27 protein-coding genes and 1 tRNA gene are annotated in these 25,248 nt (G+C 53.0%); 3 read left to right on the top strand and 25 right to left on the bottom strand.

The window, feature by feature from the left end; all coding sequences use genetic code 11:
- Positions 1 to 675: a (d)CMP kinase gene (cmk, locus tag NTU47_17640; protein ID MCX6135633.1), complete on the bottom strand. Its 675-nt coding sequence runs from the start codon at positions 673 to 675 to the stop codon at positions 1 to 3.
- Between the two features lie 125 nt (positions 676 to 800).
- Here cmk and NTU47_17635 point away from each other — a divergent pair, with 125 nt between their 5' ends.
- On the top strand, positions 801 to 1,343 hold the full coding sequence (locus NTU47_17635) for an RNA methyltransferase (GenBank protein MCX6135632.1): 543 nt from the start codon (positions 801 to 803) through the stop codon (positions 1,341 to 1,343).
- Between the two features lie 2 nt (positions 1,344 to 1,345).
- Here the strand turns inward: NTU47_17635 and NTU47_17630 are convergent, their stop codons facing one another.
- The 23 genes from NTU47_17630 to NTU47_17520 form a co-directional block, all read right to left on the bottom strand.
- Positions 1,346 to 1,999 carry a putative DNA binding domain-containing protein gene (locus tag NTU47_17630; protein MCX6135631.1) on the bottom strand — a complete coding sequence of 218 codons (654 nt, stop codon included), beginning with the start codon at positions 1,997 to 1,999 and terminating at the stop codon, positions 1,346 to 1,348.
- A gap of 19 nt (positions 2,000 to 2,018) precedes the next feature.
- Positions 2,019 to 2,753 (bottom strand): monofunctional biosynthetic peptidoglycan transglycosylase, encoded by a 735-nt coding sequence (mtgA, locus tag NTU47_17625; protein MCX6135630.1) that lies wholly within the window; start codon positions 2,751 to 2,753, stop codon positions 2,019 to 2,021.
- Between the two features lie 8 nt (positions 2,754 to 2,761).
- Positions 2,762 to 3,220: a Holliday junction resolvase RuvX gene (ruvX, locus tag NTU47_17620; GenBank protein ID MCX6135629.1), complete on the bottom strand. Its 459-nt coding sequence runs from the start codon at positions 3,218 to 3,220 to the stop codon at positions 2,762 to 2,764.
- 10 nt (positions 3,221 to 3,230) lie between these two features.
- The gene (locus NTU47_17615) at positions 3,231 to 5,414 is read right to left on the bottom strand and encodes a bifunctional (p)ppGpp synthetase/guanosine-3',5'-bis(diphosphate) 3'-pyrophosphohydrolase (GenBank protein MCX6135628.1); all 2,184 of its coding nucleotides are present in this window, start codon (positions 5,412 to 5,414) and stop codon (positions 3,231 to 3,233) included.
- Between the two features lie 71 nt (positions 5,415 to 5,485).
- On the bottom strand, positions 5,486 to 6,505 hold the full coding sequence (locus NTU47_17610) for a bacterial transcriptional activator domain-containing protein (GenBank protein ID MCX6135627.1): 1,020 nt from the start codon (positions 6,503 to 6,505) through the stop codon (positions 5,486 to 5,488).
- A gap of 39 nt (positions 6,506 to 6,544) precedes the next feature.
- A complete protein-coding gene (gene upp / locus NTU47_17605) occupies positions 6,545 to 7,171 on the bottom strand; it encodes a uracil phosphoribosyltransferase (protein MCX6135626.1) in 627 nt (208 codons plus the stop codon).
- A gap of 23 nt (positions 7,172 to 7,194) precedes the next feature.
- Positions 7,195 to 8,505: a ribosome biogenesis GTPase Der gene (gene der, locus NTU47_17600; protein ID MCX6135625.1), complete on the bottom strand. Its 1,311-nt coding sequence runs from the start codon at positions 8,503 to 8,505 to the stop codon at positions 7,195 to 7,197.
- A 129-nt stretch (positions 8,506 to 8,634) separates the two neighbouring features.
- Positions 8,635 to 8,709, bottom strand: a tRNA-Pro gene (locus NTU47_17595).
- Positions 8,710 to 8,772: 63 nt separating this feature from the next.
- Positions 8,773 to 9,711 carry a tRNA (adenosine(37)-N6)-dimethylallyltransferase MiaA gene (gene miaA / locus NTU47_17590; GenBank protein ID MCX6135624.1) on the bottom strand — a complete coding sequence of 313 codons (939 nt, stop codon included), beginning with the start codon at positions 9,709 to 9,711 and terminating at the stop codon, positions 8,773 to 8,775.
- Positions 9,712 to 9,759: 48 nt separating this feature from the next.
- Complete coding sequence (locus NTU47_17585; GenBank protein MCX6135623.1) at positions 9,760 to 10,401, bottom strand: protein-L-isoaspartate(D-aspartate) O-methyltransferase; 642 nt, start codon at positions 10,399 to 10,401, stop codon at positions 9,760 to 9,762.
- Entirely contained in the window at positions 10,398 to 11,063 is a 666-nt protein-coding gene (locus tag NTU47_17580; GenBank protein MCX6135622.1) for a glycosyltransferase family 2 protein, read from the bottom strand. The genes NTU47_17585 and NTU47_17580 overlap by 4 nt, the downstream gene beginning before the upstream one ends.
- Positions 11,060 to 11,845, bottom strand: a complete 786-nt coding sequence (gene folP / locus NTU47_17575) for a dihydropteroate synthase (protein ID MCX6135621.1) — start codon at positions 11,843 to 11,845, stop codon at positions 11,060 to 11,062. The genes NTU47_17580 and folP overlap by 4 nt, the downstream gene beginning before the upstream one ends.
- A 383-nt stretch (positions 11,846 to 12,228) precedes the next feature.
- Complete coding sequence (locus NTU47_17570; protein ID MCX6135620.1) at positions 12,229 to 13,668, bottom strand: M28 family peptidase; 1,440 nt, start codon at positions 13,666 to 13,668, stop codon at positions 12,229 to 12,231.
- A 138-nt stretch (positions 13,669 to 13,806) separates the two neighbouring features.
- Positions 13,807 to 14,439 carry a superoxide dismutase gene (locus NTU47_17565; GenBank protein MCX6135619.1) on the bottom strand — a complete coding sequence of 211 codons (633 nt, stop codon included), beginning with the start codon at positions 14,437 to 14,439 and terminating at the stop codon, positions 13,807 to 13,809.
- A gap of 96 nt (positions 14,440 to 14,535) precedes the next feature.
- Positions 14,536 to 14,946 (bottom strand): iron-sulfur cluster assembly protein, encoded by a 411-nt coding sequence (locus tag NTU47_17560; protein MCX6135618.1) that lies wholly within the window; start codon positions 14,944 to 14,946, stop codon positions 14,536 to 14,538.
- A gap of 16 nt (positions 14,947 to 14,962) precedes the next feature.
- Positions 14,963 to 15,331, bottom strand: coding sequence for an iron-sulfur cluster assembly accessory protein (locus NTU47_17555; protein MCX6135617.1), 369 nt, complete (start codon positions 15,329 to 15,331; stop codon positions 14,963 to 14,965).
- A 43-nt stretch (positions 15,332 to 15,374) separates the two neighbouring features.
- A complete protein-coding gene (locus NTU47_17550; protein ID MCX6135616.1) occupies positions 15,375 to 15,824 on the bottom strand; it encodes an SUF system NifU family Fe-S cluster assembly protein in 450 nt (149 codons plus the stop codon).
- Positions 15,824 to 17,092, bottom strand: a complete 1,269-nt coding sequence (locus NTU47_17545) for a cysteine desulfurase (GenBank protein ID MCX6135615.1) — start codon at positions 17,090 to 17,092, stop codon at positions 15,824 to 15,826. Before NTU47_17545 ends, NTU47_17550 begins: the two co-directional genes overlap by 1 nt.
- A gap of 2 nt (positions 17,093 to 17,094) precedes the next feature.
- Positions 17,095 to 18,420 (bottom strand): Fe-S cluster assembly protein SufD, encoded by a 1,326-nt coding sequence (sufD, locus tag NTU47_17540; GenBank protein ID MCX6135614.1) that lies wholly within the window; start codon positions 18,418 to 18,420, stop codon positions 17,095 to 17,097.
- Positions 18,421 to 18,434: 14 nt separating this feature from the next.
- Positions 18,435 to 19,202, bottom strand: a complete 768-nt coding sequence (gene sufC, locus NTU47_17535; protein ID MCX6135613.1) for a Fe-S cluster assembly ATPase SufC — start codon at positions 19,200 to 19,202, stop codon at positions 18,435 to 18,437.
- A 47-nt stretch (positions 19,203 to 19,249) separates the two neighbouring features.
- Positions 19,250 to 20,698, bottom strand: a complete 1,449-nt coding sequence (sufB, locus tag NTU47_17530; protein MCX6135612.1) for a Fe-S cluster assembly protein SufB — start codon at positions 20,696 to 20,698, stop codon at positions 19,250 to 19,252.
- 47 nt (positions 20,699 to 20,745) lie between these two features.
- The gene (locus tag NTU47_17525) at positions 20,746 to 21,144 is read right to left on the bottom strand and encodes a hypothetical protein (protein MCX6135611.1); all 399 of its coding nucleotides are present in this window, start codon (positions 21,142 to 21,144) and stop codon (positions 20,746 to 20,748) included.
- Between the two features lie 30 nt (positions 21,145 to 21,174).
- Positions 21,175 to 21,579 (bottom strand): Rrf2 family transcriptional regulator, encoded by a 405-nt coding sequence (locus tag NTU47_17520; protein ID MCX6135610.1) that lies wholly within the window; start codon positions 21,577 to 21,579, stop codon positions 21,175 to 21,177.
- A gap of 478 nt (positions 21,580 to 22,057) precedes the next feature.
- On the opposite strand from NTU47_17520, the gene bshA reads away from it, so the two are divergent.
- Positions 22,058 to 23,182 carry an N-acetyl-alpha-D-glucosaminyl L-malate synthase BshA gene (gene bshA, locus NTU47_17515; GenBank protein ID MCX6135609.1) on the top strand — a complete coding sequence of 375 codons (1,125 nt, stop codon included), beginning with the start codon at positions 22,058 to 22,060 and terminating at the stop codon, positions 23,180 to 23,182.
- A gap of 42 nt (positions 23,183 to 23,224) precedes the next feature.
- The gene (locus tag NTU47_17510; GenBank protein MCX6135608.1) at positions 23,225 to 23,659 is read left to right on the top strand and encodes a hypothetical protein; all 435 of its coding nucleotides are present in this window, start codon (positions 23,225 to 23,227) and stop codon (positions 23,657 to 23,659) included.
- On the opposite strand, the gene NTU47_17505 is transcribed toward NTU47_17510, so the two are convergent.
- A partial coding sequence (locus tag NTU47_17505) for a UvrD-helicase domain-containing protein (protein MCX6135607.1) occupies positions 23,660 to 25,248 on the bottom strand: 1,589 nt, incomplete at its 5' end.

The following is a 25,248-nucleotide window of genomic DNA, read 5'->3' as shown; positions in this document are numbered from 1 at the left end:
TCAACCCTTCATAATCTCATTGGCCTTGTTTACCACGAACTGCACCTGCTCTTCAATCGTCATAGAGGATGTATCAACCTCGATTGCTTCTGCCGCCTTACGCAGCGGACTCGCAGTCCGGGTGGAATCCAGACGGTCCCGTTCAATAATTTCTTGTTCAAGCTTCGTGCTGTCTACATTCACACCCGTTGACTCGAGTTCGATTTTTCGGCGCTTGACCCGTTCCGATACGTGTGCCACCATGAAGATCTTCAGATCAGCATGCGGCAACACCACAGTACCGATATCTCTTCCTTCGAGAACGACAGCTCCCTGCTCAGCGATACGCCGCTGTTCGCGGACGAGCACATCGCGGACGCGTTGATAGCTGCTCACTGCGCTCGCGTTTTTTGTCACGAGTGCCGATCGTATCTCCCGGGTCACATCCCGATCGTCTACGTACACCCGATTGCCCCCATCCCACCGCTCCAGGCGAATTCTCGTCTGCTCGGCAAGCGTTCCGATACGATCAACATTGTCCAGCGGTATTTTCTCTTCAAGCACCCGAAGCGTAACCGCCCGGTACATCGCACCCGTATCTATATGGAGATAACCCAACCGCTCAGCCACAAGACGCGCGGTTGTACTCTTGCCCGATGCTGCTGGGCCATCGATTGCTATAACTATCTTTCGCAAGTTTCTACAGATTGGAATAAAAAGATACTGAAAATATGGTTGTATTTCAACTCACTTGTCCATCATTTTGTGCCCTAAACGAGGATTCGCTTCAAATCCACGTGATTTTCCACTATCTTAGGGCCATGCGTAAGCTCACTCATGCCGAGATTTCCGCGAAACGAGCCTCTCTGGACTCCCTCTCGGCCGCGAGGCGTCTCCCCGTCAGTGTTGTCGTGGACAACGTCCGCAGCCTTTACAATGTCGGATCGATTTTTCGCACCTCGGACGGCGTATTGCTCGACAAGCTCATTCTTACCGGGTTCACCCCCACACCGCCGCGCAAGGAAATCGAGAAAACCGCTCTCGGTGCCACTCAGAGCGTACCGTGGCAATATGAACAGACGCCACGCGAGGCAATTGTTCAGTTGAAACTCCAAGGGTATAAGGCCGTCTGCCTCGAAATTACCGACACGGTCATCCCTTACTACGCCGTGGCACCGTCGGATTTTCCGATCTGCCTCGTCATTGGAAACGAGATCAACGGGGTTTCAAAAGAAGCGCTCGCGGAGTGCGATCTTGCGCTTGAAATCCCTCAATTCGGCATCAAACAGTCGCTCAATGTTGCAGTCGCGTACGGCATAGCGATCTTCGAGCTTAACAGGATCTGGAAGGCAGGACAGCCCTAAGCTTAGTAGGCGAGTGTGTAGAAGTCTTCCTTTTCGTGGGTGTGAATCCGCAACACACCTGCCCGCACCAGTTGTATCAACGCACGCGATGCCCGGCGGTCAGAAATATTCACAAGCTTTCCGAACTCTTTCACCGTGATCCTCTCGTTCGCGTCGAGATAGTCCAGCACACTCCGCTCTGTATCACCGATACTTATTCTCAACGGGGGGGCATCAGGGCTCTCCGAGCGCAATATCTTCACAACTTCCTTGCTGGCCACCACCGTCTTGTCTTTGACCCTGATCAACACCTTTGAGTCCGGTCCATCTGTCCCGTCATCATCAACGAGCAGGCTGTGCGGCTTCTGAGAACTTTCTGCAATAGTGACGACGATGACGTCTTTTCCGCGGTGTGAGATGATGTCGATGACCGGTTCGATGGCGGGATCGCAGAAGACCTGACCTGCCGTCTCTATCATTTCAACTTCGGTTTTCTCACTCTCTACGCCTACGACACTTCTGTCATCATCCACCCCGAACAGGATCCTGCCTCCTCTTGTGTTTGCGAACCCTATGAGCGCGCGCGCAATCTTCGCCGGACTGGTAACCTTCCGCTTGAATTCAAGCTGAAACCCCTCACCTTCTTCCAGGAGCAGCAGAAACTCTTTGGTCTTCATCCTCTCCTCCACAATGCTGTCAGAGACCCCGTGCCGCCATCCTGTTCATAATGAGCTGGGATCGATGTTCGAGGTACCTGGTTTCTTTGTCCACACGATACCTCCGTGGATTTGGAATAACGGCAGCGAGGCGGGCTGCCTCCTCGCGTGTCAGCATTGCCGCGGACTTTCCGAAATACGTCTGCGACGCGGATTCGATGCCGTAAATTCCGCTCCCCCACTCGATCACGTTCAAGTACAATTCCAGAATGCGAGACTTGCCCAACTTCTTTTCCATATACCATGTGAGAACCCATTCTTTCAATTTCCGAAGCGGGTTCTTGGATGGCGAAAGGTACAAGTTTTTCACTAGCTGCTGTGTGATCGTGCTCGCCCCCCGTGCCGCTCTTCCTTCTTTGACGTTCCGTTCGAGCGATTCGCGAAACTCAAACCAATCGAAGCCCTCATGCGACCAGAAGGTGCCATCTTCTGAGACGATTACGGCGTTTACGGCATCCTTCGCAATTCGCCCCAGCGGTGTCCAACGTTGCGCAATGCGGAATGGTTTCCCATTTCCCTCGGCTTCCTCGCGATGCTTCCGCATGAATGCCGTTTCGCCCGGATTGGTCAGCCTAAGCTGGTTAATACTCCCGTACGGGAGCACGGCCAATTCAATCGCCATCCACGCGACAAACGCGATGAACACGCTCAGCACTTTGCGAGCTCGCCCCCACGTGAAGAGGGCGCCGGGCCATGAGCGAATCGTCAAAGGCACATGTGTTCTCAGCAAATGAGCGAGCGTTTACGGCTGTCGAGAAATCCCTGGAGAAGGATGGCGGCAGCCATGGCGTCCACTCTCCCTTTGTTGGTGCGCCGGTCTTCACGTTTTGTCCCCATCGTCAGCAACGTTTGATGTGCGATGGAAGTGGTGAAACGTTCGTCCCAGTGGATAATTTCAATACTTGTCCCTTTCCTTACCTCCTCCACAAACTTCTCCACCTCTACCGCCTTTTTGCCCTTCTCCCCCTTGAGATTCAAAGGCATGCCGACAACGACGAGACCAACTTCCTCCTGCTGAATCGTTTCGCAAATCCGGTCGATAACCCCGAGCTTATTGTCGAGTGTTTTGAACGGCACGGCGATAATCTGCAGAGGATCAGACAGAGAAAGTCCGATGCGGGTTGTCCCAAAGTCGATTCCCATGATTCTTTTGTGTTGACCAGCAGTGTGGTCTACCGTCATATGTTTTTCTTCATCCAAGGAATCGATCGACCTCAATGATGCCTGGCACCCGTCGTATCTTGTCCACGACACGGAAGAGATGGTCGGTATTCTTCACATAAAGGATGATCTGACCTTCGAACATGGAGGCGCGTGAATCGATGTTGACGCTTCGAATATTCGTGTTCTGATAGGAAGAAATCGCATGCGTCACGTCACTCAGAAGCGCAGGGCGGTCCTTGCCATACACCCTGATTGCCGCGATGAAGTCGACTGCGTTCGCAGGAGGCCAGCTCACCTCTACGATCCGCTCGCTTTCAGTCATCCTCTTTGAAATCACGTTTTTGCAGTCTTTGCGATGGATCTTGATACCCTCACCGATCGTCACAAACCCAACGATCGCGTCTCCGGGAATCGGGTTGCAGCACTTGGCATACTGGTGGAGGAAGTTATCAGTCGATCCAAGCACTGAGATTCCGGTAGTGAGCTCCCGTGCCGACGCGATGAACTTCTTGAACAACGACGAAGACTCGCCCGCCCCGCTCTCAGCGTCTTGCACAGGCGGTTTCGGCCTGACGATGAAGTCTTCAATGAACATATCCGGGTCAATGCGGTTCTCGGCAATCTCTATGTAGAACGTCTGAATGTTCTCGATGCGAGCTGCGTGGATGATCTTGAGCAAATCGTCCTCGCCGTAGTGCAGCTTATTCCGCTTGAGTCTCTTTTCCCACATATCCTTTCCAGTTTCGGCTTTCTTGCGTTCCTCTTCACGGATCCATCGTCTGATATGTGCCTTGGCCTTATGCGTGACGACAAACTTGTCCCAATCAGGATTCGGGTTCTGGTTCTTGGAAGTGATAATCTCCAGCTGATCGCCGCTCCTCAGAAGCGTGTTCAACGGAACGATGCGACCGTTGACTTTCGCACCAATGCAATGGAAACCGACATTCGAATGAATTTCAAAGGCGAAATCCACCGGCGTCGCGTTGCGCGGCAGGATACGGAGATCACCTTTCGGGGTAAAGACGTAGATTTCATCCTGATAGAGGTTCAGCTTGAAGCTTTCCAAAAGCTCCTTTGGCGTGTCTTCAGTCCGCTGCTCGAAAATCTCGCGGACCCAATTCACCCATTGTTCGAGTTCCTTATCAACAGAGCTCTTATTCTCTTTGTACATCCAATGAGCAGCCACACCCTTTTCGGCAATTTCATGCATCGCGTGGGTGCGGATCTGCACTTCGACGAGTTTCCCGCCGGGGCCCACAACAGTCGTATGAATTGACTGATAGCCGTTCTTCTTGGGTATGGAAATGTAATCCTTGAATCGCTCGGGGATGGGCTTGTAGAGCTCCGAGATGACGCCATAGACAAGGAAGCAATCGTTGTTGTCCTTTGTATCGAGGATAAACCGGACAGCGAATAAGTCGTAGATCTCATCGAGAGGTTTGTTCCGTCGCACCATCTTGTTGTAGATGCTGAAAAGGTGCTTAGGCCGTCCCTCAAGCTCAAGCGGAATACCCTCTTCACTGAGCCGCTTCTCGATGGGCGCTACGAATTTCTTGATGTAATGCTCTCTCTCACGCCGGCGGGATTTCAGCTGACGGGCGATCTGATCATACTCAACACGGTGCAGAAACTTGAACGACAGATCTTCGAGCTCCCATTTGACCTTCGCAAGTCCGAATCGATGTGCAAAGGGGGCATAGATGTCGAGGGTCTCCCGGGCGAGGCGTTGCTGCTTTTCAACGGGAAGATACTCAAGGGTCCGCATGTTGTGCAACCGGTCTGCGAACTTGATGAGCATGACGCGGATATCGTTCACCATGGACAGGAGGAGTTTGCGATAGCTTTCCGCCTGTGTAACCTCGTGACTTCTGAAGATGTCCGTGATCTTTGTGGCACCGTCAACAATATCAGCCACGGTGCCGCCAAATTCGGCCCGGATGTCCTTCAGATCAAAGGTCGTGTCTTCAACAACATCGTGCAGCAGAGCGCTTGCGACGGAGACGTCATCGAGAGGGATCTCCTTCGCTACGATCATTGCTACTTCATAGGGATGAGAGAAATAGGGCTCACCGGAGGCGCGCAGATCATTCTTGTGCGCATTGAGGCTGAGGGTAAAAGCCCGCGTGATCAGGTCTTCGTCTACTGCGCGCAGGTTCTTGCGGCAGACAGATAGAAGGTCATCAAGCCTGTTTTTGAACTGAGCGTCAATCATACACGCATTTCCCCACGGTCCCTCTTCGTTGAATATATGGATCGCGGCACCAATGTCAAGAATGTATCACATTACTCCCGGGAGGAACGCACTGCGCCGAGTTTTTGCTGGAGATCTTTCGCCTGCTCCAGCTTGCTCTCGATGCGCTCTCTCAGGTGCGAAGGGAAATCGTCCGGCTTAAGTTTCAGGATCGACGTGAGGTATTGGCGCACATGATCAGTGTCACCAATCTCCATCCGCAGGGTAGCGATATTCAATCGGCACACGAACTCATTGTATCCATTTTCACCCTCTTCCTCTTCCAGACTTGCGAGCAGGCGCTCGAACGAGGTGATCGCTTCTCTGGTTTTTCCCGATTTTCGAAGGGCGGTCGTCAATCCCCACAGAAAAACCTGATTCGAAGGGTAACGCTCAAGACCTACCTGGGCGCATTCGATTGCCTTATCATAATTCCCGGCATCGGTGTAGATGGCTACAAGCATGCTCAATGCTGTGTAACGGTTGTAGACGCCGTGTTCTACCGTGTTGGCGAGAAGCGGAAATGCCTTCGGTCTGTCGTCCCCTACAAATGGCAGCCAATTGAAATGTTCGGTCTTTCTGCTGCGCCAGTAATAGAAACCACCAATGCCAGCGCATGCGTCGTACAACGTCGCATCCCGATCAATTGCATCCTTGAATGCAGAAAAGGAAGCCACACCCCGCATCGCACCACCCATCCAATCCCCCCTGTACACCCTTGCATACGAATCGCATCCCTCAGCGGACCCAAGGTAAAAATATCCCCATCGAGTGTCATTGCCACCCGCCTCGATCATCGCTTTTGCTCTTTCCTTCGCAAGAACAAGAAGTGAATCAAAACTCTGCTGATCAACCTGAAGTTCGTGATCGACGGCTCTTGTCTGTATGACGCCGGCGCGGTACACATAGCCGGCAGGATGATCCGGGTACTCCTTGATAAGACTTTGAAACACCGAATCGGCTTCACGGTACTTCTGCTGCCACGTAAGGTCAATTCCCTGCGCAGCGAGCGCATGCATGCGGGGATCCGGTAAGACAGTCTGCGCTGCCGCGCCAACGGTCCAGATCATCATTGCGAGACACCACATTGCACAAAGGCGCAACCTCATTGCTCACTCAGTCCCGAAAATTCGATCGCCCGCGTCACCCAGACCCGGCAAAATGTACCCTTTGGAGTTGAGCTTTTTATCTAACGAGCACGTGAAGATCGGCACGTCGGGATGTTCCCTGTGCACGCGTTTGACACCTTCCGGCGCTGCCACAAGTGTCACGCTGACCAAGGTCCTGGCGCCTCGTTTCTTGAGATACGTGATTGCGGTCGCCAGACTACCCCCCGTCGCGAGCATTGGGTCAAGCAAGAATACCATCGCCTCCTTCAGGTTTTTCGGAACCTTGAAGTAGTAATCAACCGGCTTGAGTGATTGCTCGTCACGGTAGAGGCCAATGTGACCAACCTTGGCGTCAGGTAACACCTCGACAAATCCTCCCACCAGTCCCAAGCCTGCACGCAGGATGGGAACCAGGACAACAGGACGAGCGAGGACGTATCCCTTCGTGGAAGCCAGCGGAGTTCTGATGGGGATTTCCCGAAGCATAAGGTCTCTCGTAACCTCGAAGGCCATCAACGTCGAAGCCCGCCGCAGGATGGAACGGAACTGGTTGCTTGGTGTCCGCCTGTCCCGGAGCAGCGTAAGGTCGCGTTGAACAAGCGGATGGTGGAGAACGGTAAGATTCTTCATGGTCCGACCTGATTAGGGAAGGGTTACTTCTTCTTGAACGTGAGCGTAAAAGGGACACCCGCAAAACCAAAGCAATCTCTGATCCTGTTTGCCAGATAGCGCTTGTACGATTCTTGGATAAGTTTCGGCTCTTTGCAGAAGAACGCGAACATCGGGGGCTGCGTCTTGACCTGTGTGATGTACTTGATCTTGATCTCTTTTGGGCTTGATGACTTCGGCGGATTCCGGTCGATCTCTGGAAGGAGAACGTCGTTGAGCTCACTGGTCTCAATCCGTTTGCATTGCTCTGCGTGGAGCAACTTGGCTCGATCAACCAGCTTGTGGATCCGCTGTTTTGTCAGGGCGGAAACGAAAACAATTGGTATATGGTCATGGATACCCAGCTTTCCCTTGAGAAATGTCTCATATTCGCGGGCGGTGTCCGTCTCCTTCTCGACCAGGTCCCACTTGTTTACGGCGATGATGGCTGAACGCCTCCGCTCCATTGTCGATTCCACGATATGAAGATCCTGGACATCGAATCCACGCCCTGCGTCGAACAGAATCAGGGCGACATCGCACCGCTCGATGCTACGGAGCGTCCGCATTGCACTATAAAACTCGACGCTTTCCGTGAGCCGTCTACGTTTCCGCAGGCCCGCTGTATCGACAAGAACAAATTCCTCCCCGCCATACTTCAGAATAGAGTCGATCGGATCTCGCGTGGTGCCTGGAATCTCAGTTACAACTTGTCTCGATTTGCCCAGGAGAGCGTTCACGAGCGATGATTTCCCCACATTCGGCTTTCCTATGACTGCGATACGCAAACGTTCTTGCTCCCCCTCTTCCTCCGGGGCCGCTTTGAGAAGTGAAGTGATGATATCCAGGAAATCACCTATCTGTCGTCCCGCCAAAGCAGAGATCGATATAGGTTCTCCGAGACCGAGAGCGTAGAACTCCGCCGCGTCAATTTCGCGTTTGGCGGAGTCAATCTTGTTCACCGCGAGGCAAATCGGCTTCTTGGACTTCCTCAGGATGTTGGTGATTTCCTGATCCAAGGGAGTAATACCCGCCTGTGCATCGACCACAAAAACGACAACATCCGCCTCTTCGATGGCGATGCTGGCCTGTTCCCGTATTGCGCGCTCGAAGACATCCTCCGAATCCGGGACATAGCCGCCTGTATCGATGATCGTGAAGTGAGTGCCCGCCCATTCGGTTTCGGCGTATTTCCGGTCCCGCGTGACGCCAGGCATGTCATGAACAATAGCCTCCCGTGCGCCCAGGATTCGGTTGAAGAGCGTGGACTTCCCAACGTTCGGACGTCCCACGATTGCGATGATGGCAGATGGCATGGCTTTGAGTTTCCGACTGTATACAATGGTAGCCAAAATTGGCTACAGATTCAACGAACCTGAAGGAGGATCGGTTGGGAATGTACGACCGGGAAGCGAAAGGCGAGAAAACGACATTTCGAAGGATTGTCGGGGCGGCGAGATTCGAACTCGCGGCCTCTTGGTCCCGAACCAAGCGCGCTAGCCAGGCTGCGCCACGCCCCGAACTAAACTAATAGACTAAATGTACTCAAATACTGACGAAAAAGCAACGACGATGTGGCCCGTCTACGATTTTCTGGTCCCAGAATACAAGTCCACAATTTTTCTGGCAACAACTACCACATCTCCCCTGCCCGACATCGGAAATTCGTGTATCCTCTTGTCGGCTGCGAACCAGGTGACCTGCCTCTTCGCAAATCTCCTCGAGTTCTGTTTGATGACTTCAATCATCCTTTCGAAGTCGGTGATGCCCTCGAGATGGTCGAACACTTCTTTGTAGCCGACAGTATTGAGCGCGTTCAGATTTCTGTCGAGTCCCATCGCTCGTAATGCACGGACTTCGTTAACCAGCCCCGCATCCATCATCACATCAACCCGGCTATTGACGCGTGCATAGAGATCGCTTCGATCCCATTTCAGGCTCACTTGAAGAGTTCCAAAGTCCACCGCACGGATTTGTTCGGCATGGAGTTCAGACAGAGGTCTTCCCGCAATGGTGAACACTTCCAACGCACGTACGACGCGGCGAGCTGTGATTTCCTTCATCTGCGCAAGGGCGTTCGGGTCCACACGCTTTAGCTCGACAAGAAGCGCTTCCAGTCCATGCGTGCTCAATCGCTCCTCGAGTCCCGCACGAATCTCGGGATCACTTTCCGGACCGTCGAAGATCCCGTCAATCGCGGCTTTTACATACAGCCCAGATCCGCCCACGAGAATCGGGGTATGTCCGCGCTGGAAGACTCCTTGGAGAACTCTCTTGACGTCCTCTCCGTACTTGCCAGCGCTGTAGGTTTCACGGGGATCGAGGATATCGATAAAATGATGCGGCACCTGCTCTCTTTCGGCCACAGTAGGCTTCGCCGTCCCAACATCGAGGTACTTGAAAATCTGGCGTGAATCGGCCGAGACAATTTCCCCATCAAGCATCTCTGCCAGGGAAAGCGCCAACGCAGTCTTACCAGACGCGGTTGGACCAACAACTGCAAGGATCGTGCGGTTCTTCACATCGCTACTCGAAGCCCATGCATAAACATTGAGAACCTAACTCAGAACTTACTGACCGTTCCAACCCTTTTTGCCAATCAACGGGACGAATTTGAAGCCCTTGATCACACGGCTCTCGAATATCTCGCCGGTTTTGGTAAACACGTGGAGGTCCTGCATATCGAGAGTGCCAACCGGAATGACGAGACGTCCGCCATCAGCAAGCTGCTTAAGAAGTGGTTCCGGGACATCCGGAGCTGCCGCAGTGACAATAATCCCGTCGTACGGTGCGAACTCCGACCAGCCTACGGTGCCGTCGCCGACTTTCGACCCGATCCGAAATCCGAATTTATCGAACATCTTTCTTGCCTGCAGCAGGAGATCAACGTGTCGCTCAATCGTAAACACCCTGCATCCCATTTCTGCAAGAACAGAGGCCTGATAGCCGGAGCCCGTTCCAATCTCAAGGACTTTGCTGCCTTCCTTCGACGCCAATTCCTGAGTCATGTAGGCCACAGTATAGGGCTGGGAGATCGTCTGCTGTTTTGCTATCGGAAGAGCGGTGTCATCATACGATCGGTTGGTAAAAGGCTCTGAGACGAACAGATGCCTTTCGATCTTCCCCATCGCCTTCAGGAGACGCTCGTCGGTGATCCCTTTGTCCCGCAGCACTTGTATCATTTCACGGCGTTCATCTTCGAAACGGCTCATTCATACTCCCTCAGTAACACGTGGAGAAAATTCTTTGTCGTTTTCCAATGCGTCATGTGACTTGGCGCCCCGGCATAAATCGTTTCAATCGGCACAGACGAAATGCGAAACCCTTTTCGTGCGGCCTTGATAAGGATTTCCGTTTCCGCTTCATACCCGTCAGAGTCAACCTTCACGGCCACAAGCACCTGCCTTGAAATCAAGCGAAATCCAGTTTGGCTATCCCGAATCCTGACACCTGTACGGGCAGACACCAACGCGGACGTAATCGTGTTTGACAGCACGCGATGGGCAGGCATTCCGCTCCCAAATCTGCCGCGGGAACCCAAGATCAGGTCCCCGTCGCGCGCCTGCCAGGCAGCCAGAAATTTCGGAATATCTTCGGGATCATGCTGCAGATCAGCATCCATTGTAATAACGGAGTCGTATCGTGGCGATGCAAGGATGTGTTCAATTCCTGTTCGGAGAGCCGCTCCCTTACCTCGATTGACAGCGTGACTGATCACTACCACGCCGTTGTCCCTTCCCGCCGCAGCCGTCCCATCCGAGGAACCGTCATCCACCACCACGATGGCATCCGACCCCACGTACTTACGAATACCTGAGAGCAGCGACGACATCGACTTCTCTGCGTTGAATGCCGGGATGATGACAGCCGTCATTGTCGGTGTCCAGTCTCCTTGAGAGCGTCGGCGACGACGGCAACGCGTTTCATTTCCCGTACGTCGTGGACACGCACGATGTGCGCACCGCGCAGGATGCAAGCCGTGACAGCTGCGGCAGTCCCCTCGAGTCTCTGGTCCACGGGCAGGTCCAGAAGCTTGCCAATGAATGACTTCCTTGAAGGACCAACAAGCAGAGGATAACCAAGGCGATTGAATTCACCGAGCCGTCTCATCAAAACGTAATTGTCTTCCAATCCTTTGCCGAAACCGAGTCCCGGGTCAACAATGATCTGTCGAACTCCGCGCCCGTGCGCCAGCCAGGCCTGCTTCTCGAGAAAGCTGTAGACATCATGGACGACATAATCGTACGTGGGGTTCACCTGCATCGTTTTCGGTGTACCAAGAACATGCATCAGCACGACAGCAGCCCCATACTCACAAATCACGTCAATCATCGCCGGGTCGTACGTCATTCCGCTGATATCGTTGACGACACTCGCACCAGCGCGAAGCGCCGCCCGGGCAACATTCGATTTGTATGTATCGACAGAAAGCGGGATCCCAACACCTTTGCTTAGGCGTTCGATGACAGGCACCACACGCCTGATCTCCTCCGCCTCAGTCACCGGGTCCGAGCCCGGACGTGTCGATTCGCCCCCGATGTCCAGGAAATCCGCCCCCTGCTGCACGAGTTCGAGCCCCCTGGCAACGGCAAGTTCCGTGTCGAAGTAGCTGCCCCCGTCTGAGAATGAGTCGGGCGTAACATTGAGGATACCCATAAGGTGAGTTCTCGAAGACAGGTCATACACCTGCGTCTTACAACGAAATTCCATGGAACCCTGTGGGGTGATCATCGTATCCGGTGGGATTTATACACTGACGTCTTTGCCCCGCTGATACCGTACAATGCGTGAATCAAAAAACTCTCTGCCATCAGAACCTAAGGTTCACTACACGAGTGATAGAATCCGCATTTTGGACAGATCAGCTTGCATTTGCGACTCTGAAGCATGGTGCCACAGTTTACACAATACTGCCAGTAATGAACCTCGTTTGCCGCACAGTTTGCGGCCGCGTCCTCTTCACTCTTTTGTTCACCAGGGATCTCATCTTCCATTCGCCGACCTCGGTCGATAGTGGAATGTGTGTTCGTGGGCTCGCATCACCAGGCGAGACGAGCAAGGGCGATGCTCAATGCTCTGACAGCACCCGTCATATTGAAAGGCTCGCGCTCGGTTGTTCGTTCGGGGACATCAAGGGATGAGTGATAGTATGCCGAGTAGTCAACATAGACCGTATCCCGCGGACCCTTCCAGGCTTTCGAATTCCATCCGGGTGTTTGAGGGAGCGGCTTCAATTCATTCCAAGCTGCAGTAAAAATCGTGACTGCCGGGATCTTTACATCGGGTACTTTCAGCCGCCGGAGACTTCCGGGAAAGAATACGTAGGAGTCTGTTCCTCCCTGGGAGGGGTTTGTCGTCGATTCCGCCCAGAAACCCTTTTTACCCGCATACGCCTCTCCTACCCGCTCCAGTGTTCTTAACAGAATCTCGTTGTGCTTCACGTCGTTGGATTCAAAGTACAGGCAGTTGCGCTTGGCCCCGGTCCCAATTTGATCAAAGTTCAAAACGGCTTCGATGTTCCGGAGGCTGTCCCTGTTCAGTTGAATGTAATGCTCCGCCGAGAAGATCTCGCTGCCCCAGACAATGAATCGGATCGAGTATTTCGGTTTTGGCAGTCTGTGGGATGAGACCATTTCGCGGAGCACTCGTGCCGTTTCCAGGACTCCCGAAACACCTGAAGCGTTGTCGTCAGCGCCAGGTCCTCCGGAGTCGGAATCACCGTGCGCGCAGACGAGATAGTATCTGTCGCTCTCCCCTTCCAGTGTTGCGATGACAGTTTTCGGTCGCGCTGAATCGACTGATGTCAGTGTTGAATACCTGATCAGCACCGACTCACTGTCTGCCAGCGCCTTTCGAAGGGCTCTGGCATTGTTTGTGGAGAGGTTGAACAAGGGGATGGCGTTCTTTGAAGATGCCGGAAGGTCTGAAATCATCGCCCAATCGGAATATGCGCCTTCAAGTTCAGGAGATGCCACCAAGAGACAGGTCGCTCCGTTCTCCACCAGGGAATTGTAGAGCCGACGAGAAACGGCGTTATCGATGAGCACGGCTTTTCCCTTTGTTTCTCCCCGCGACAATTTCTCCGGGTCCCGGGTATAAACGAGCTCAGACGTTGTGTCCCGAACTGATGGTGAATACGCCCCCACCCATTCGTGCTCGATCAATCGCATCAGAGTCTCCGGCTCCTCAACTTTCAGGCTCCATCCCTTCGCACTGAAGGCAAGCCGAGGAGGGTCTTTCTGGACCACGGGTTTGAAGCCGGCTTCCTTGAATTTTCTAACGGCATAGGCTGCGGCCTTCTCGCCTGACGCAGTCCCGCCGCAGCGCGAACCGATGGAGACAAGCTCCCTCACCTGCTGGAGCAGTCTGGCTGTGGAAACGCGAGAAGCCAGATTCTCCTCCAGCCGACTCTGCGACAGACAAAGTGCAGCGGGGAAACATAGAGCGATCGCGGCAAGGATAGTACTGTTTCGTTTCAATCTCGAATGCCCCGGCTATGGAACGCACAGTGCAGCAACTGTGACACATAGTACCAAATAGTTGAGCACTGAGCAATTCAAAAATGAAAAAGGGCCGAAGTTCTCACCCCGGCCCCCTTGATTCCGCCACCGTTCACACTACTTTCCAGCAACCAGCGTCTTGTACCGATCATTGATTCTTCCCCAATGAAGATTGCTGAAGAAGTTATCGATGTACTTCGCACGCGCCGGACCGTCTTTGTGGTAATAAGCATGCTCGAAGACGTCGCACGAGATGAGCGGCACTGCGCCCCAGATGGCGCCATACTGGTGCTCATCGACAGTCACGTTCAACAATCGACCTGAGTACAGCCGGTCGAATACCAGCAAGCCCCAACCGCTCAATTTGGCCGAAATCGTTCCAGCTTTGAAATCAGCTTTCCACGCGTCAAACGAGCCAAATTCTTTTTCAATCGCCGCCTTCACTTCCGGTCCTTTGTTCGGATCGCCATCTCCTCCAAGCACTTCCCAGTAGAGGTCATGCAGCAGAGCGCCGGAGTGATTCCATGTGAACCTTCGCTTCAACTCGCCGATAACACTGTAGTTTCCGTTTGCTGCGGCCCTATCGGCCCCTTCGAGCGCCTTCTCGATGTTGTTCAGGGCGGTGACGTACCCTTTGTGATGGGTGTTATAATGCCAGTCGGTAGTCTCGGCGCTGACCACTCCTGCGAGCAGCGTTTTCGCTTCTTCGTCCGAATATGGACGGGGATTGAACTTCCATTCATACGCCATTGCGTGAATCCTTTCGTGTTGGGGGTGCGGTGATGTGTTTGGTAATAGGTCTTTTCAATTCTCGATGGACACTTGCACGGAGAGTCGCAATCCCGTTCAGCCAAAATTCAACATGAGCCTGGCTGCTTCCGACATCATAGCCGGGTTCCAGGTTGGTGTAAATACCAGCTCGACGCGCACGTTGCTGACCCCTTGTACCGTCTGCGCCCTGCGCTTGACATCCGCCGCAATCATCGGGCCCATGCCGCAGCCGGGCGCTGTAAGCGTCATGGTGACAAAGACGTTTGCCTCACCCGGAATTTCATCGTCAATCTTCAGGTCATACACAAGTCCGAGGTCCACAATGTTCACCGGGATCTCAGGGTCATAGCATTGTTTCAGAGCATCCCACATCATTGCCTCAAGGCTCGTCTGAGCGGTGACAACGCGGCTTCCGACCTGGACCTCTGCGGGTTCGAAGACCGGCGCCTGCTGCGGTTCTCCCTGCGATGCTAGGTTTTCTTCCATGAGCTGAATCCTTTGCTCAGACACCAAATGAGTGACCGCAGCCACAGGTCTTTGCGGCATTCGGATTGTTGAAGACAAAGCCGCGTCCGTTCAAACCGTCAGAGAATTCGAGTATGGTCCCGGAGAGGTAGAACTGGCTTTTCGGATCGATGCAGACTTTCAATCCTTCAAGTTCGTACACCGTGTCGCGCTCTTTCGGTGTCTCATCGAAGGCCAGGACGTACGTCATACCCGAACAACCACCCCCTTTGACGCCGAGCCGCAAGGCATGCACGTCTGGTATCTTGGCTTCGAGCTTGATTCTTCTTATTTCTTCAGCCGCGCGCGGCGTTATTGTTACAATCTCGGCTGGAACTGCCTGCACTTCTGCGAAGATTTCTGCCATGATATTCTCTCTCCAGTTCAGTTCGATAACCCAAACATAGTATCTATTCCGTGGACACCGCTTCGCTCTTGGATTCAAGCGCACTGTTCATCGTGTGCCACGCAAGGCTCGCACATTTCACGCGAGCTGGGAATTCGCTCACGCCTGCGAATGCTGCAAGCTTTCCAAGCGCCTCAAAGCTGATTTCGGTGAGTTCGCCAGTCACCAGTTTGTGGAATGTTTCAAACATCTCCTGCGCTTCCGCCTTCGTTTTACCCTTCACGAGCGTTGTCATGACAGAAGCAGAAGCTTTCGAAATAGCACATCCGGCCCCCTCAAAGGCGATATCGACAATCGTCTCACCATCCAGCTTCAGGTGGAGGGTGTAGTGATCGCCGCAAAGCGGATTATATCCTTCAAGTGTCCGGGTGGCATCAGCAAGTTTTCCAAAATTGCGGGGTTTCTTGTTGTGCTCGAGTATGATTTCCTGATACAAGGACCGCAGCTCTGACATTAGTGAAACACCTCTTTCACCCTATAAATTCCGCGGACAAGATCGTCAATTTCAGATCTTGTGTTGTAAAGGGCGAAAGAAGCCCTCACTGTTGCGGGGATTCCGAATCGAAGCATCACTGGCTGGGCACAATGGTGGCCTGTTCGAACAGCTATCCCTTCCTGATCGAGTATCGTGCCGATGTCATGAGGGTGCACCTCATCCATGACGAAGGAGACAACCCCGGCTTTCTCACTTGCCGTCCCGACTATCCGCAGGCCGGGGATCGCTCCTAGTACTCTTGTTGCGTAGTCGAGCAATTCATGTTCATAGCGGTACATAGCCTTCCAATCGAGGCTATTCAAGAAATCAAGGGCAGCACCGAATGCTATCGTATCAGCGATGTTCGGTGTTCCTGCCTCAAATTTGTGCGGCAGATCATTGAACAACGTTTTCTCAAAGGTCACAGACCGAATCATGTCGCCACCTCCTTGATACGGCGACATGGCTTCGAGAAGGGCCTGCTTCCCGTACAGGACCCCTACACCCGTAGGACCGAACATCTTGTGAGCGGAGAAAGCATAGAAATCACAATCGAGATCCTGAATATCAACACGGAAATGCGGAACAGCCTGGGCCCCATCAACAAGCACAGGAATGTTATGTCGATGAGCGATGCTCACCATGCGCTTCACCGGATTGACAGTCCCAAGAGCGTTCGACACGTGGGCAATCGCAACGAGTTTTGTCCTGGGACCGATCAGCCGTTCGTATTCGCTCATGATGACTTCCCCTTTGTCATCAATCGGCGCGACTTTCAACGCAGCTCCTACGCGGTTGCAGAGCATTTGCCATGGGACAATATTGGAGTGGTGCTCCAGCCCGGTGATGAGAACTTCATCTCCCTTGCCTACATGCGATCCTCCGTAGGCGCTTGCGACAAGGTTGATCCCCTCTGTCGTCCCCCGCAAGAAGATGATTTCTTTCGTCGAAGAAGCGTTGATGAAACCCCTGGTCTTTTCACGTACCCCTTCATACACTTCTGTCGCCTTTTCGCTCAGTGCGTGAACTCCGCGATGAATATTCGAGTTCAAGTGACGATAGTACTCTACCAACGAGGCAATGACCGAATCCGGCTTTTGTGTCGTTGCAGCATTGTCGAGATACACCAGCCTCTTTCCGTGAACACTTTCACGAAGAATCGGAAACAACGTGCGTATATGTTCCGTGTCAAATCCAGTTACCGTATTCGCTGGCTGCGTACTGCCGCGCTGAGCTTGCATTGTCATACTCACGACTTCCTTCCCTGGTCGAGTCGGCCGCGGATCAACTCACCGAGTTGCGTCCTTAGTGGTTCAACATGCACCCGATTCACGACATCGCCCGCAAACGCGAACGTGAGCATATCACGCGCCGACACTACATCGATTCCCCTCGACCGCAAATAGAACACCTGTTCTGCGTCAAGCTGCCCAACAGTGGCACCATGAGTACACTTCACGTCGTCGGCGAATATTTCCAGTTGCGGCTTCGTATCAACTACCGCTTCGTCAGAAAGAAGCAGTGTCTTGTTGGTCTGTTTCGCGTCGGTCTTCTGAGCCTGCGGCCGGACGAAGATCTTTCCGTTGAAGACGCCGCGCGATTTCCCGTCGAGAATGGATTTATACAACTCATGGCTCGCACAATGCGGTTTCGCGTGATCGATCGTGGTGTGGTTATCGATCAGTTGCGTCGCAGTACCCAACGAGAGGCCGTTCAACGTGCATTCGCTTCCCTCGGCGTCCAGAATTGCAGTGACATTATTCCGGACAATCGAGCCACCGAGGGCAATGGAATTCGACGTGAATGTTGTCTTAGCCCCCAGTCGAGCGTGGATCATCGCCACGTGGTAAGCGGCGAGGCTTTCATTCTGCAATTTGTCATGCTCAAAGATGGCGTCATCTCCGGCAATAATCTCCGAGACGGCGTTTGTGAAGTACCGTGTATCTGCAATCGCAACGTAGCTTTCAACGACTGAGGCCTGGCTCTTCTTGCCGAGGACAATCAGGTTCCGGGGCGAAACAAGAGCATCAATGACTCCTGAGGCGACGAAAAGAAGATGGATCGATTCTTCCAGTACCACGCCGTCCGGTATGAAGATGAACGCCCCGTCGTTCAGAAACGCGGTATTGAGCGAAACGAACGGAGTTTCATCCACCTTTACCTGAGTGCCAAGGAACTGCTGCAGACGCGCCTCCCCTTCCCTGACTGCCGCAGCGATGGAGCCGCAATAGACTCCCTTGGGAAGCGCTCCCTTCGTCGAAAGTTCGGATGAATACTGTCCGTCGACAAATACAAGCTGGTGATGCGTGCCGAATGAGAATGGTTGAAGCCTGGACGGGAGAATTCCCCGGCTGTCATACCGGAGAACGGGCTCGAAATCGATCTTCGCGATCGGAGAAACGTTCGTGAACTTCCATTCTTCGTGGCGCGTCGTTGGGAAACCGCCGTCGCTGAATTTCCCGATGGCTTCGCACCGAAGGGAATGAAGTTCCGTCTTCGAAGCTCCGTTGAGCGTTCGCTCAAATGCCTCGAAGCGGGACTGGTACCAATCGACTGCCTGATGTGATGCGTTCATATCTTCTTTGTCTCTTAGGCGTGAATAGAGTTTCGATCTTCTTCTTTTACCCAATCATATCCCTTTTCCTCGAGCTCGAGGGCGAGATCTTTCCCGCCTGATTTTACGATCCTGCCATCCACAAGGACATGAACGAAGTCGGGAATGATGTAGTTGAGCAACCGCTGATAGTGAGTCACCGCGATGACCGCGTTGTCTTTCCGGCGAAGCTTGTTGACACCATCGGCGACGATTCGCAGGGCATCGATATCCAAACCCGAGTCGGTTTCATCCAATATGGCCAGCTTAGGTTCCAGCACTGCCATATGGAAGATTTCATTCCTTTTCTTCTCCCCGCCCGAGAATCCTTCATTCACGGGACGATTCAGAAGACTCTCATCGATTTCAACAAGCTTTGTCTTCTTTTTCACGAGCTGCAGAAATTCGACTGCGTCCAGGTCTTCCAATCCCCGATGCTTCCGAACTGCGTTAAGCGCGGCCTTGAGAAAGTAAATATTACTCACGCCGGGTATTTCCACCGGATACTGGAACGCGAGAAACACCCCTTCCCTCGCCCTCTCTTCGGGGGACATGTCCAGCAGATTCTTCCCCTCATACAAAACTTCCCCCTGCGTCACTTCATAGCTTTCCCTGCCGGCCAGGACCTGAGCGAGCGTGCTCTTTCCTGAACCGTTTGGACCCATGATCGCATGCACTTCTCCGGGCTGGACTTTCAGGTTAATCCCGTTCAGGATTTCGTTTCCGTTGACGCTTGCGTGGAGATTCTTGATTTCTAACATCATACCGTTTCCTTGTTTGAAAGTAGGATTATTCAACAAATCTGTGCTGCTTACCCGACGCTGCCCTCGAGGCTCACGCCAAGCAGCTTCTGCGCATCGACCGCAAACTCCATCGGGAGTTCACGGAATACTTCTTTGCAGAAACCGTTGACGATGAGATTTACAGCGTCCTCGGTGGACAAGCCGCGCTGCTTGCAATAGAATATCTGGTCCTCGCCGATTTTCGAGGTGGACGCTTCATGCTCGACCTTGGCAGTCGTGTTTCTCACCTCGATATACGGAAAGGTGTGAGCTCCGCATTTGTCTCCCAGCAACAGCGAATCGCACTGCGAGAAGTTTCTGGAGTTCGTTGCACCCTTTTTGATTTCCACCAGACCGCGATACGAGTTCTGGCCTCTGCCCGCCGAGATTCCCTTGGAAACAATGGTGCTCCGGGTGTTTGCACCAATATGAATCATCTTCGTACCGGTGTCGGCCTGCTGATAGTTGTTCACCACGGCAACCGAGTAAAACTCTCCCACCGAATTGTCCCCTTGCAGCAATACGCTCGGGTATTTCCACGTGATCGCAGAGCCGGTTTCAACCTGCGTCCAGGAGATTTTCGAATTTCTCCCCAGGCATTTACCGCGCTTCGTCACGAAATTATAGATCCCGCCCCGTCCCTCTTTGTCACCGGGATACCAATTCTGGACTGTCGAATACTTGATCCGCGAATTCTCCCCCACGGCGACCAGTTCCACCACAGCCGCGTGCAGCTGGTTGTTGTCCCGCATCGGCGCCGTGCATCCTTCGAGATAGCTCACGTACGCATCTTCTTCTGCAACAATGAGCGTTCGCTCGAATTGGCCCGTATCCGCTGCGTTGATCCGGAAATATGTGGAAAGCTCCATCGGGCAGCGTACACCCTTCGGAATGTAGCAGAACGACCCATCGCTGAACACAGCCGAGTTCAGGGCAGCGAAGAAATTGTCATTCGCGGGTACCACCGAACCCAGGTACTTACGGACAAGGTCTGGATGATTGCGCACGGCTTCCGAAAACGAACAGAAGATGATCCCGAGCTCCATGAGCTTCTCTCTGAACGTCGTTGCAACGGAAACGCTGTCGAACACGGCATCCACCGCAACTCCGCTCAGGCGCTCTTGTTCCTGGAGCGAAATACCCAGCTTTTCGTACGTGCGCAGCAATTCCGGATCAACTTCATCGAGGCTATTGAGCTGTTTCTTCTGTTTCGGGGCGGAGTAGTAGACAATATCCTGATAATCTATCAGGTTGTATCGTACGTTCGGCCAACGTGGCTCGGTCATGGTCAACCAGTGACGGTATGCTTTGAGACGCCACTCGAGGAGCCATTCCGGCTCTTGTTTCTTTGCCGAGATGAACCGGACGGTTCCTTCACTGAGTCCTTTCGGCGCCGCATCGGCTTCGATGTCGGTGACGAATCCCCACTTGTATTCCTGATTGGCCAGTTGTTCTATGCTGTTCGTTTCGGTCGTCATCTATACTCGTTCTTCGTTAAGAGACTTTCGTATTGCGTGGAAGTTCATCATACAGCGCTGGGTGCATCTGCTGCCGACGATGGCGGCGGAGAAGCAACCGGAGCCGCTTGGGGTAATGGTTTTGGAGGCGCCGCTGACGCTGCCGGTTTCGCTGCCGGCGAAGGCTTGAGAGAGACCGTCCTGAACTCCGGATAGTTCAGCATCCATGACCCGGGCTTGATCGGTTTCAAGATGCCCGATTTCTCAAGGTCCGAAATCACAATCGTGGCAAGTTCCTCAGCAGCACCGTATGAGATCTTTCGACCCTTGACCTCTGCATAGGAAAGGATGCCATAATGGAAATCCCGGAAGAACATGTTTGAACAATGATACATGTGCATCCGGCTCTTCAGATGATGCAGGAACTCTTCTTTGCTGACTATGAGTGAGAGTTTTTGAATTGACATGGTGTCGTTTATCTGCTGGCTTTCGTGCGCTTAGATAATTTCTTGAACCGTCATTCGGTCGAAGAGTACATTAAGGTTCCTCTGAAGCTTGCCGAGCGGTCGTCGTATCGTGCAATTATAGAAAAGGTAGCAGCTTTCCGGTCCATCGGTATAACACTCAGCAACCATGGGCTTCGCATCTTCAATAATCCTGATGACCGCAGAAACCTTAAGCTGCTCTGGACGACTTGCGAGGGTGTAGCCCCCTTTCACGCCCTGCAGTGAGCGAACTACTCCTGCCTTCGCGAGCTTCTGCAGTATCTTTGCCAGGAGCTCATAGGGCAGGTCGTACGTCTTGGAGAGCTCTTTCGTGGTGACAACGTTTCCTAGTGGCTTCATAGCCATGTGGCGAAGCGCTATCAACCCGTATTCTACCTTTTTTGAGAGCTGGAGCATATATACGACCTAAGTAGTCCTATATTGAACCAAAAAAAATCAAGGGGTTTCCCTCGACTGAACTACTACAAATATAACGATTTCTGGGCAAATATGTCAAGAACAAACTACATTTTTGACCATCAGATCATTGTCTAGAACAGTTTCGCTCCAGAAATCGTTCCGGGTATGATCGCACCGAGAATGGGCTGAGATCCGGCAAATCGGTGTTCGTGAACCCAGATATTACTCAACACATTGTCGTGCGATTGAATGTAATCGCACGATCCACATCGCCTTCCAAGATCTGATCTGACCTTCATCAGTCGGTCAAATCTCCCCCCATCATTAACTTTGACCCCGATCCCAGCCCTGCAAGGAAACTGCAGCATCGAGTCGCAGATCCAGAACCCAACAAATCCGGCCACTTTGGCAATTCCCCTGGCGATGTTGTTTCTTCACACATCGATCATTAAGTTGAGATCCGAGAGGAACAACCATGAACATTGGAATTACGTGTTATCCGACCTACGGCGGAAGCGGCGTCGTCGCTACAGAACTCGGCAAGGCACTGGCTGAACGAGGACATGCCGTCCATTTCATCAGCTATGCGCTTCCCATGAGGCTCCAGGGTTTCATGGACAACGTTTTCTTCCACGAAGTCGAGATGTCTAACTACCCCCTCTTCGATTTCCCCTTGTACACAATAGCGTTGGCAAGCAAAATGGTGGAGGTGGCACAATATCAGAACCTTGATTTGTTCCATTGTCATTATGCTATTCCACACGCGACGAGCGCTTACCTGGCAAAGGAAATGCTCAAGTCAGACCGCATCAAGGTGATTACCACCCTTCACGGAACCGACATTACGCTTGTCGGCCTCGAACCGAGTTTCCTTCCGGTGATGAAATTCAGCATCGAACGCAGTGACGGTGTGACGGCCGTTTCCAGATTCCTCAAAGAGAAAACGCTTACCAATTACAACATCGAAAAAGAGATCGAAGTCATACCGAATTTTGTTGACACCAGAAAATATCACCGCTCTCCCGGGGAAGATGTCCGACGGCACTTTGCTTCGCCAGACGAGAAAATCCTCGTGCATACGTCGAATTTCCGCCCAGTGAAGCGCGTTGCCGACGTTATTCGGATCTTCAATGAAGTCCTGAAAAAGGTCCCTTCCAGGCTCGTCATCATAGGCGACGGTCCGGACCGCTCGCAGTGCGAGCTCCTTAGCAGGGAACTTGGCATTCAGGACCGTGTAAAATTTCTTGGAAAACAGACGGACGTCATCCATCTCCTTTCCCTTGCAGATCTCTTCCTGATGCCGAGTCAATCGGAAAGTTTCGGCCTTTCGGCCCTCGAGGCAATGGCGTGTGGTGTACCGGTCATTTCTTCCAGTGTCGGAGGTCTGCCCGAACTGCAGCTCCATGGCCAAACAGGATACATCGCCGAGATCGGAGATATCGACCGCATGGCGAAATATGCGATCGACCTTCTTTCCAACCCATCGAAATACCAGTTGTTCGCCAAAGCTGCTCGGGACAGGGCAGTGGAATTCGACGCATCCGTGATTGTGACGCGGTACGAGCAGTACTACGAGAAGATCCTCTCCGGGGGCAGTTGATCCACCGCTCGAGCCACACGACGACAACACCACAGAACATCGATGACATTCCGCAGCGATCCGGAGAAACACGGCGAACTTGTAGCAGAACTCGTTGATATATTCAAAGAGCGGGGGTACACATTGCTGGGTGCAGACGGGGTGGCAGGTCTACCGCGCCCCAAACCGCTCCAGAATGACGGGTACGGGGACCAGCAGGCAAAAGCGCCAGACATTTATGCTTACGACGAAAACACCCGGTGCTACATCATCGGAGAGGCGAAGACAGGAAGGGGAGATTTTGAAACAGATCACGCTCTAACGCAATACAATGTTTTCCTTGATCAATTTGACAAGCATACCGGCGCTCCTGCGATCCTCTTCGTGATTGTCCCCGCCGCCAAGATTCCGGAGTTCAATTCCCTCCTTACACATTACATTCACCCTGATTATTGGGGAAAACTTGTCATCGTCAGCTCCAAAGTCCATGAAACCTGACTAACCTGCCCGCAGTCGCGCAAACTTGACCAGCAGGTTCTTCACCCCAAAGTCCTCAAAATCCACCACCACCTTCATCGCATCCCCTTTCCCGTTCACCCGCACAATTTTCCCGCGGCCGAACATTTCATGCATCACGCGGGTACCCTGCCTCATCTCGAAGGATTCCTGACTCTCATTTTCATAATCAGGCGCTTCGTCTGCGAAGAACTGTTCCTCTTTCGGGACTTTTCGCTCTGGCACCCCCCGTGCTCTGGGCAGGTCCCGGACCGATCCTTCGCCGCTGAACGACGACCGGTGAGAACGGGTCTGAACCACTTCCAGATTCTCTACACCGATTTCGGTAAGGAACCTCGAGGGCGAAGCGAACGCCGCTTCACCGAACCGGTATCTCATCTGAACCTTCGAAAGGAAGAGTTTATTCTGTGCACGCGTGATCCCGACGTACAGGAGTCGGCGCTCTTCTTCGAGGGCCCTGCGCTCAATGGTGCTTGAATAAAAAGGAAGAAGACCTTCTTCCACCCCAGCGACGAACACAACGGGGAACTCCAATCCCTTCGAAGCATGGAGAGTCATGAGCGTGACGACGTTTCGCGAATCGTCCCAATTGTCAATGTCCGCAACGAGCGAGACCTCCTCGAGAAACGCCTCCAAATTCCCGTCCGGATGTTCCTCGATGAACTCCGTGATGGCCGAAAGCAATTCCTGCACGTTTTCCCAACGGCCCATGGATTCGGCGGTCCCTTCTTCCTTGTAACCCCTCAGGATTCCGAGCTCGTCGACCATGGAACGCGTCAATTCACTCAGGGACATTTTTGGTCGTAGCGCAACGTACTTCTGGATAAGGGAGCAGTACTGCGTCACCGCCTTCTTCGCCCGATCCTGAACGCTGGTGACTTCCGCAATCCGAAGGCAGGCTTCGAAAAGACCGAGGTTGTGTTCACGGGCGAACTCCATGATCCGCTCGAGACTTGTATCCCCGATTCCTCGGCTCGGATAGTTGATGGTCCGCAGCAGACTCTCGTCATCCTTCTGGTTGACGAGCATACGGAGGTACGAAAGCACATCCTTGATCTCTTTGCGCTCATAGAACCGGATGCCGCCGACTATGATGTAGGGAACGCCATTCCGGCGGAGGACGTCTTCAAGTGAACGGGATTGGGCGTTTGTGCGATAGAGAATTGCGAAATCCTTCAGCGCCCGCTGCTCGGCAACGATTTCATTCTGAAGGGCTGCCAGGATTTGATGACCTTCGTCCCGATCGTCGAAGCAGTCGAGCAACCGGGCGGGCTCCCCTGCCACGTTCTCCGTCCAAAGGTCTTTCTTGAGCTGATCCACATTGAACTTGATCAGGCGGTCTGCGATCGATAGAATGTTCTTCGTCGATCGGTAGTTCTGCTCAAGCCGGAACGTCTGGCTTTTCGGGTAATCTTTGGCGAAGTCCAGGATGTTCCTGATATCGGCACCGCGGAAGGCGTAGATGCTCTGGGCATCATCCCCCACGACACAAATGTTCTCGTTCTTTTTGGACAGAAGCCTTATGACTTCGTACTGCGCTCTGTTCGTGTCCTGAAACTCATCGACGAGCA

The sequence above is a fragment of the Ignavibacteriales bacterium genome, assembly GCA_026390595.1.
Taxonomy (GTDB): Bacteria; Bacteroidota; Ignavibacteria; order UBA10030; family UBA10030; genus UBA9647.
This window is presented reverse-complemented; position numbering and strand designations above follow the sequence as displayed.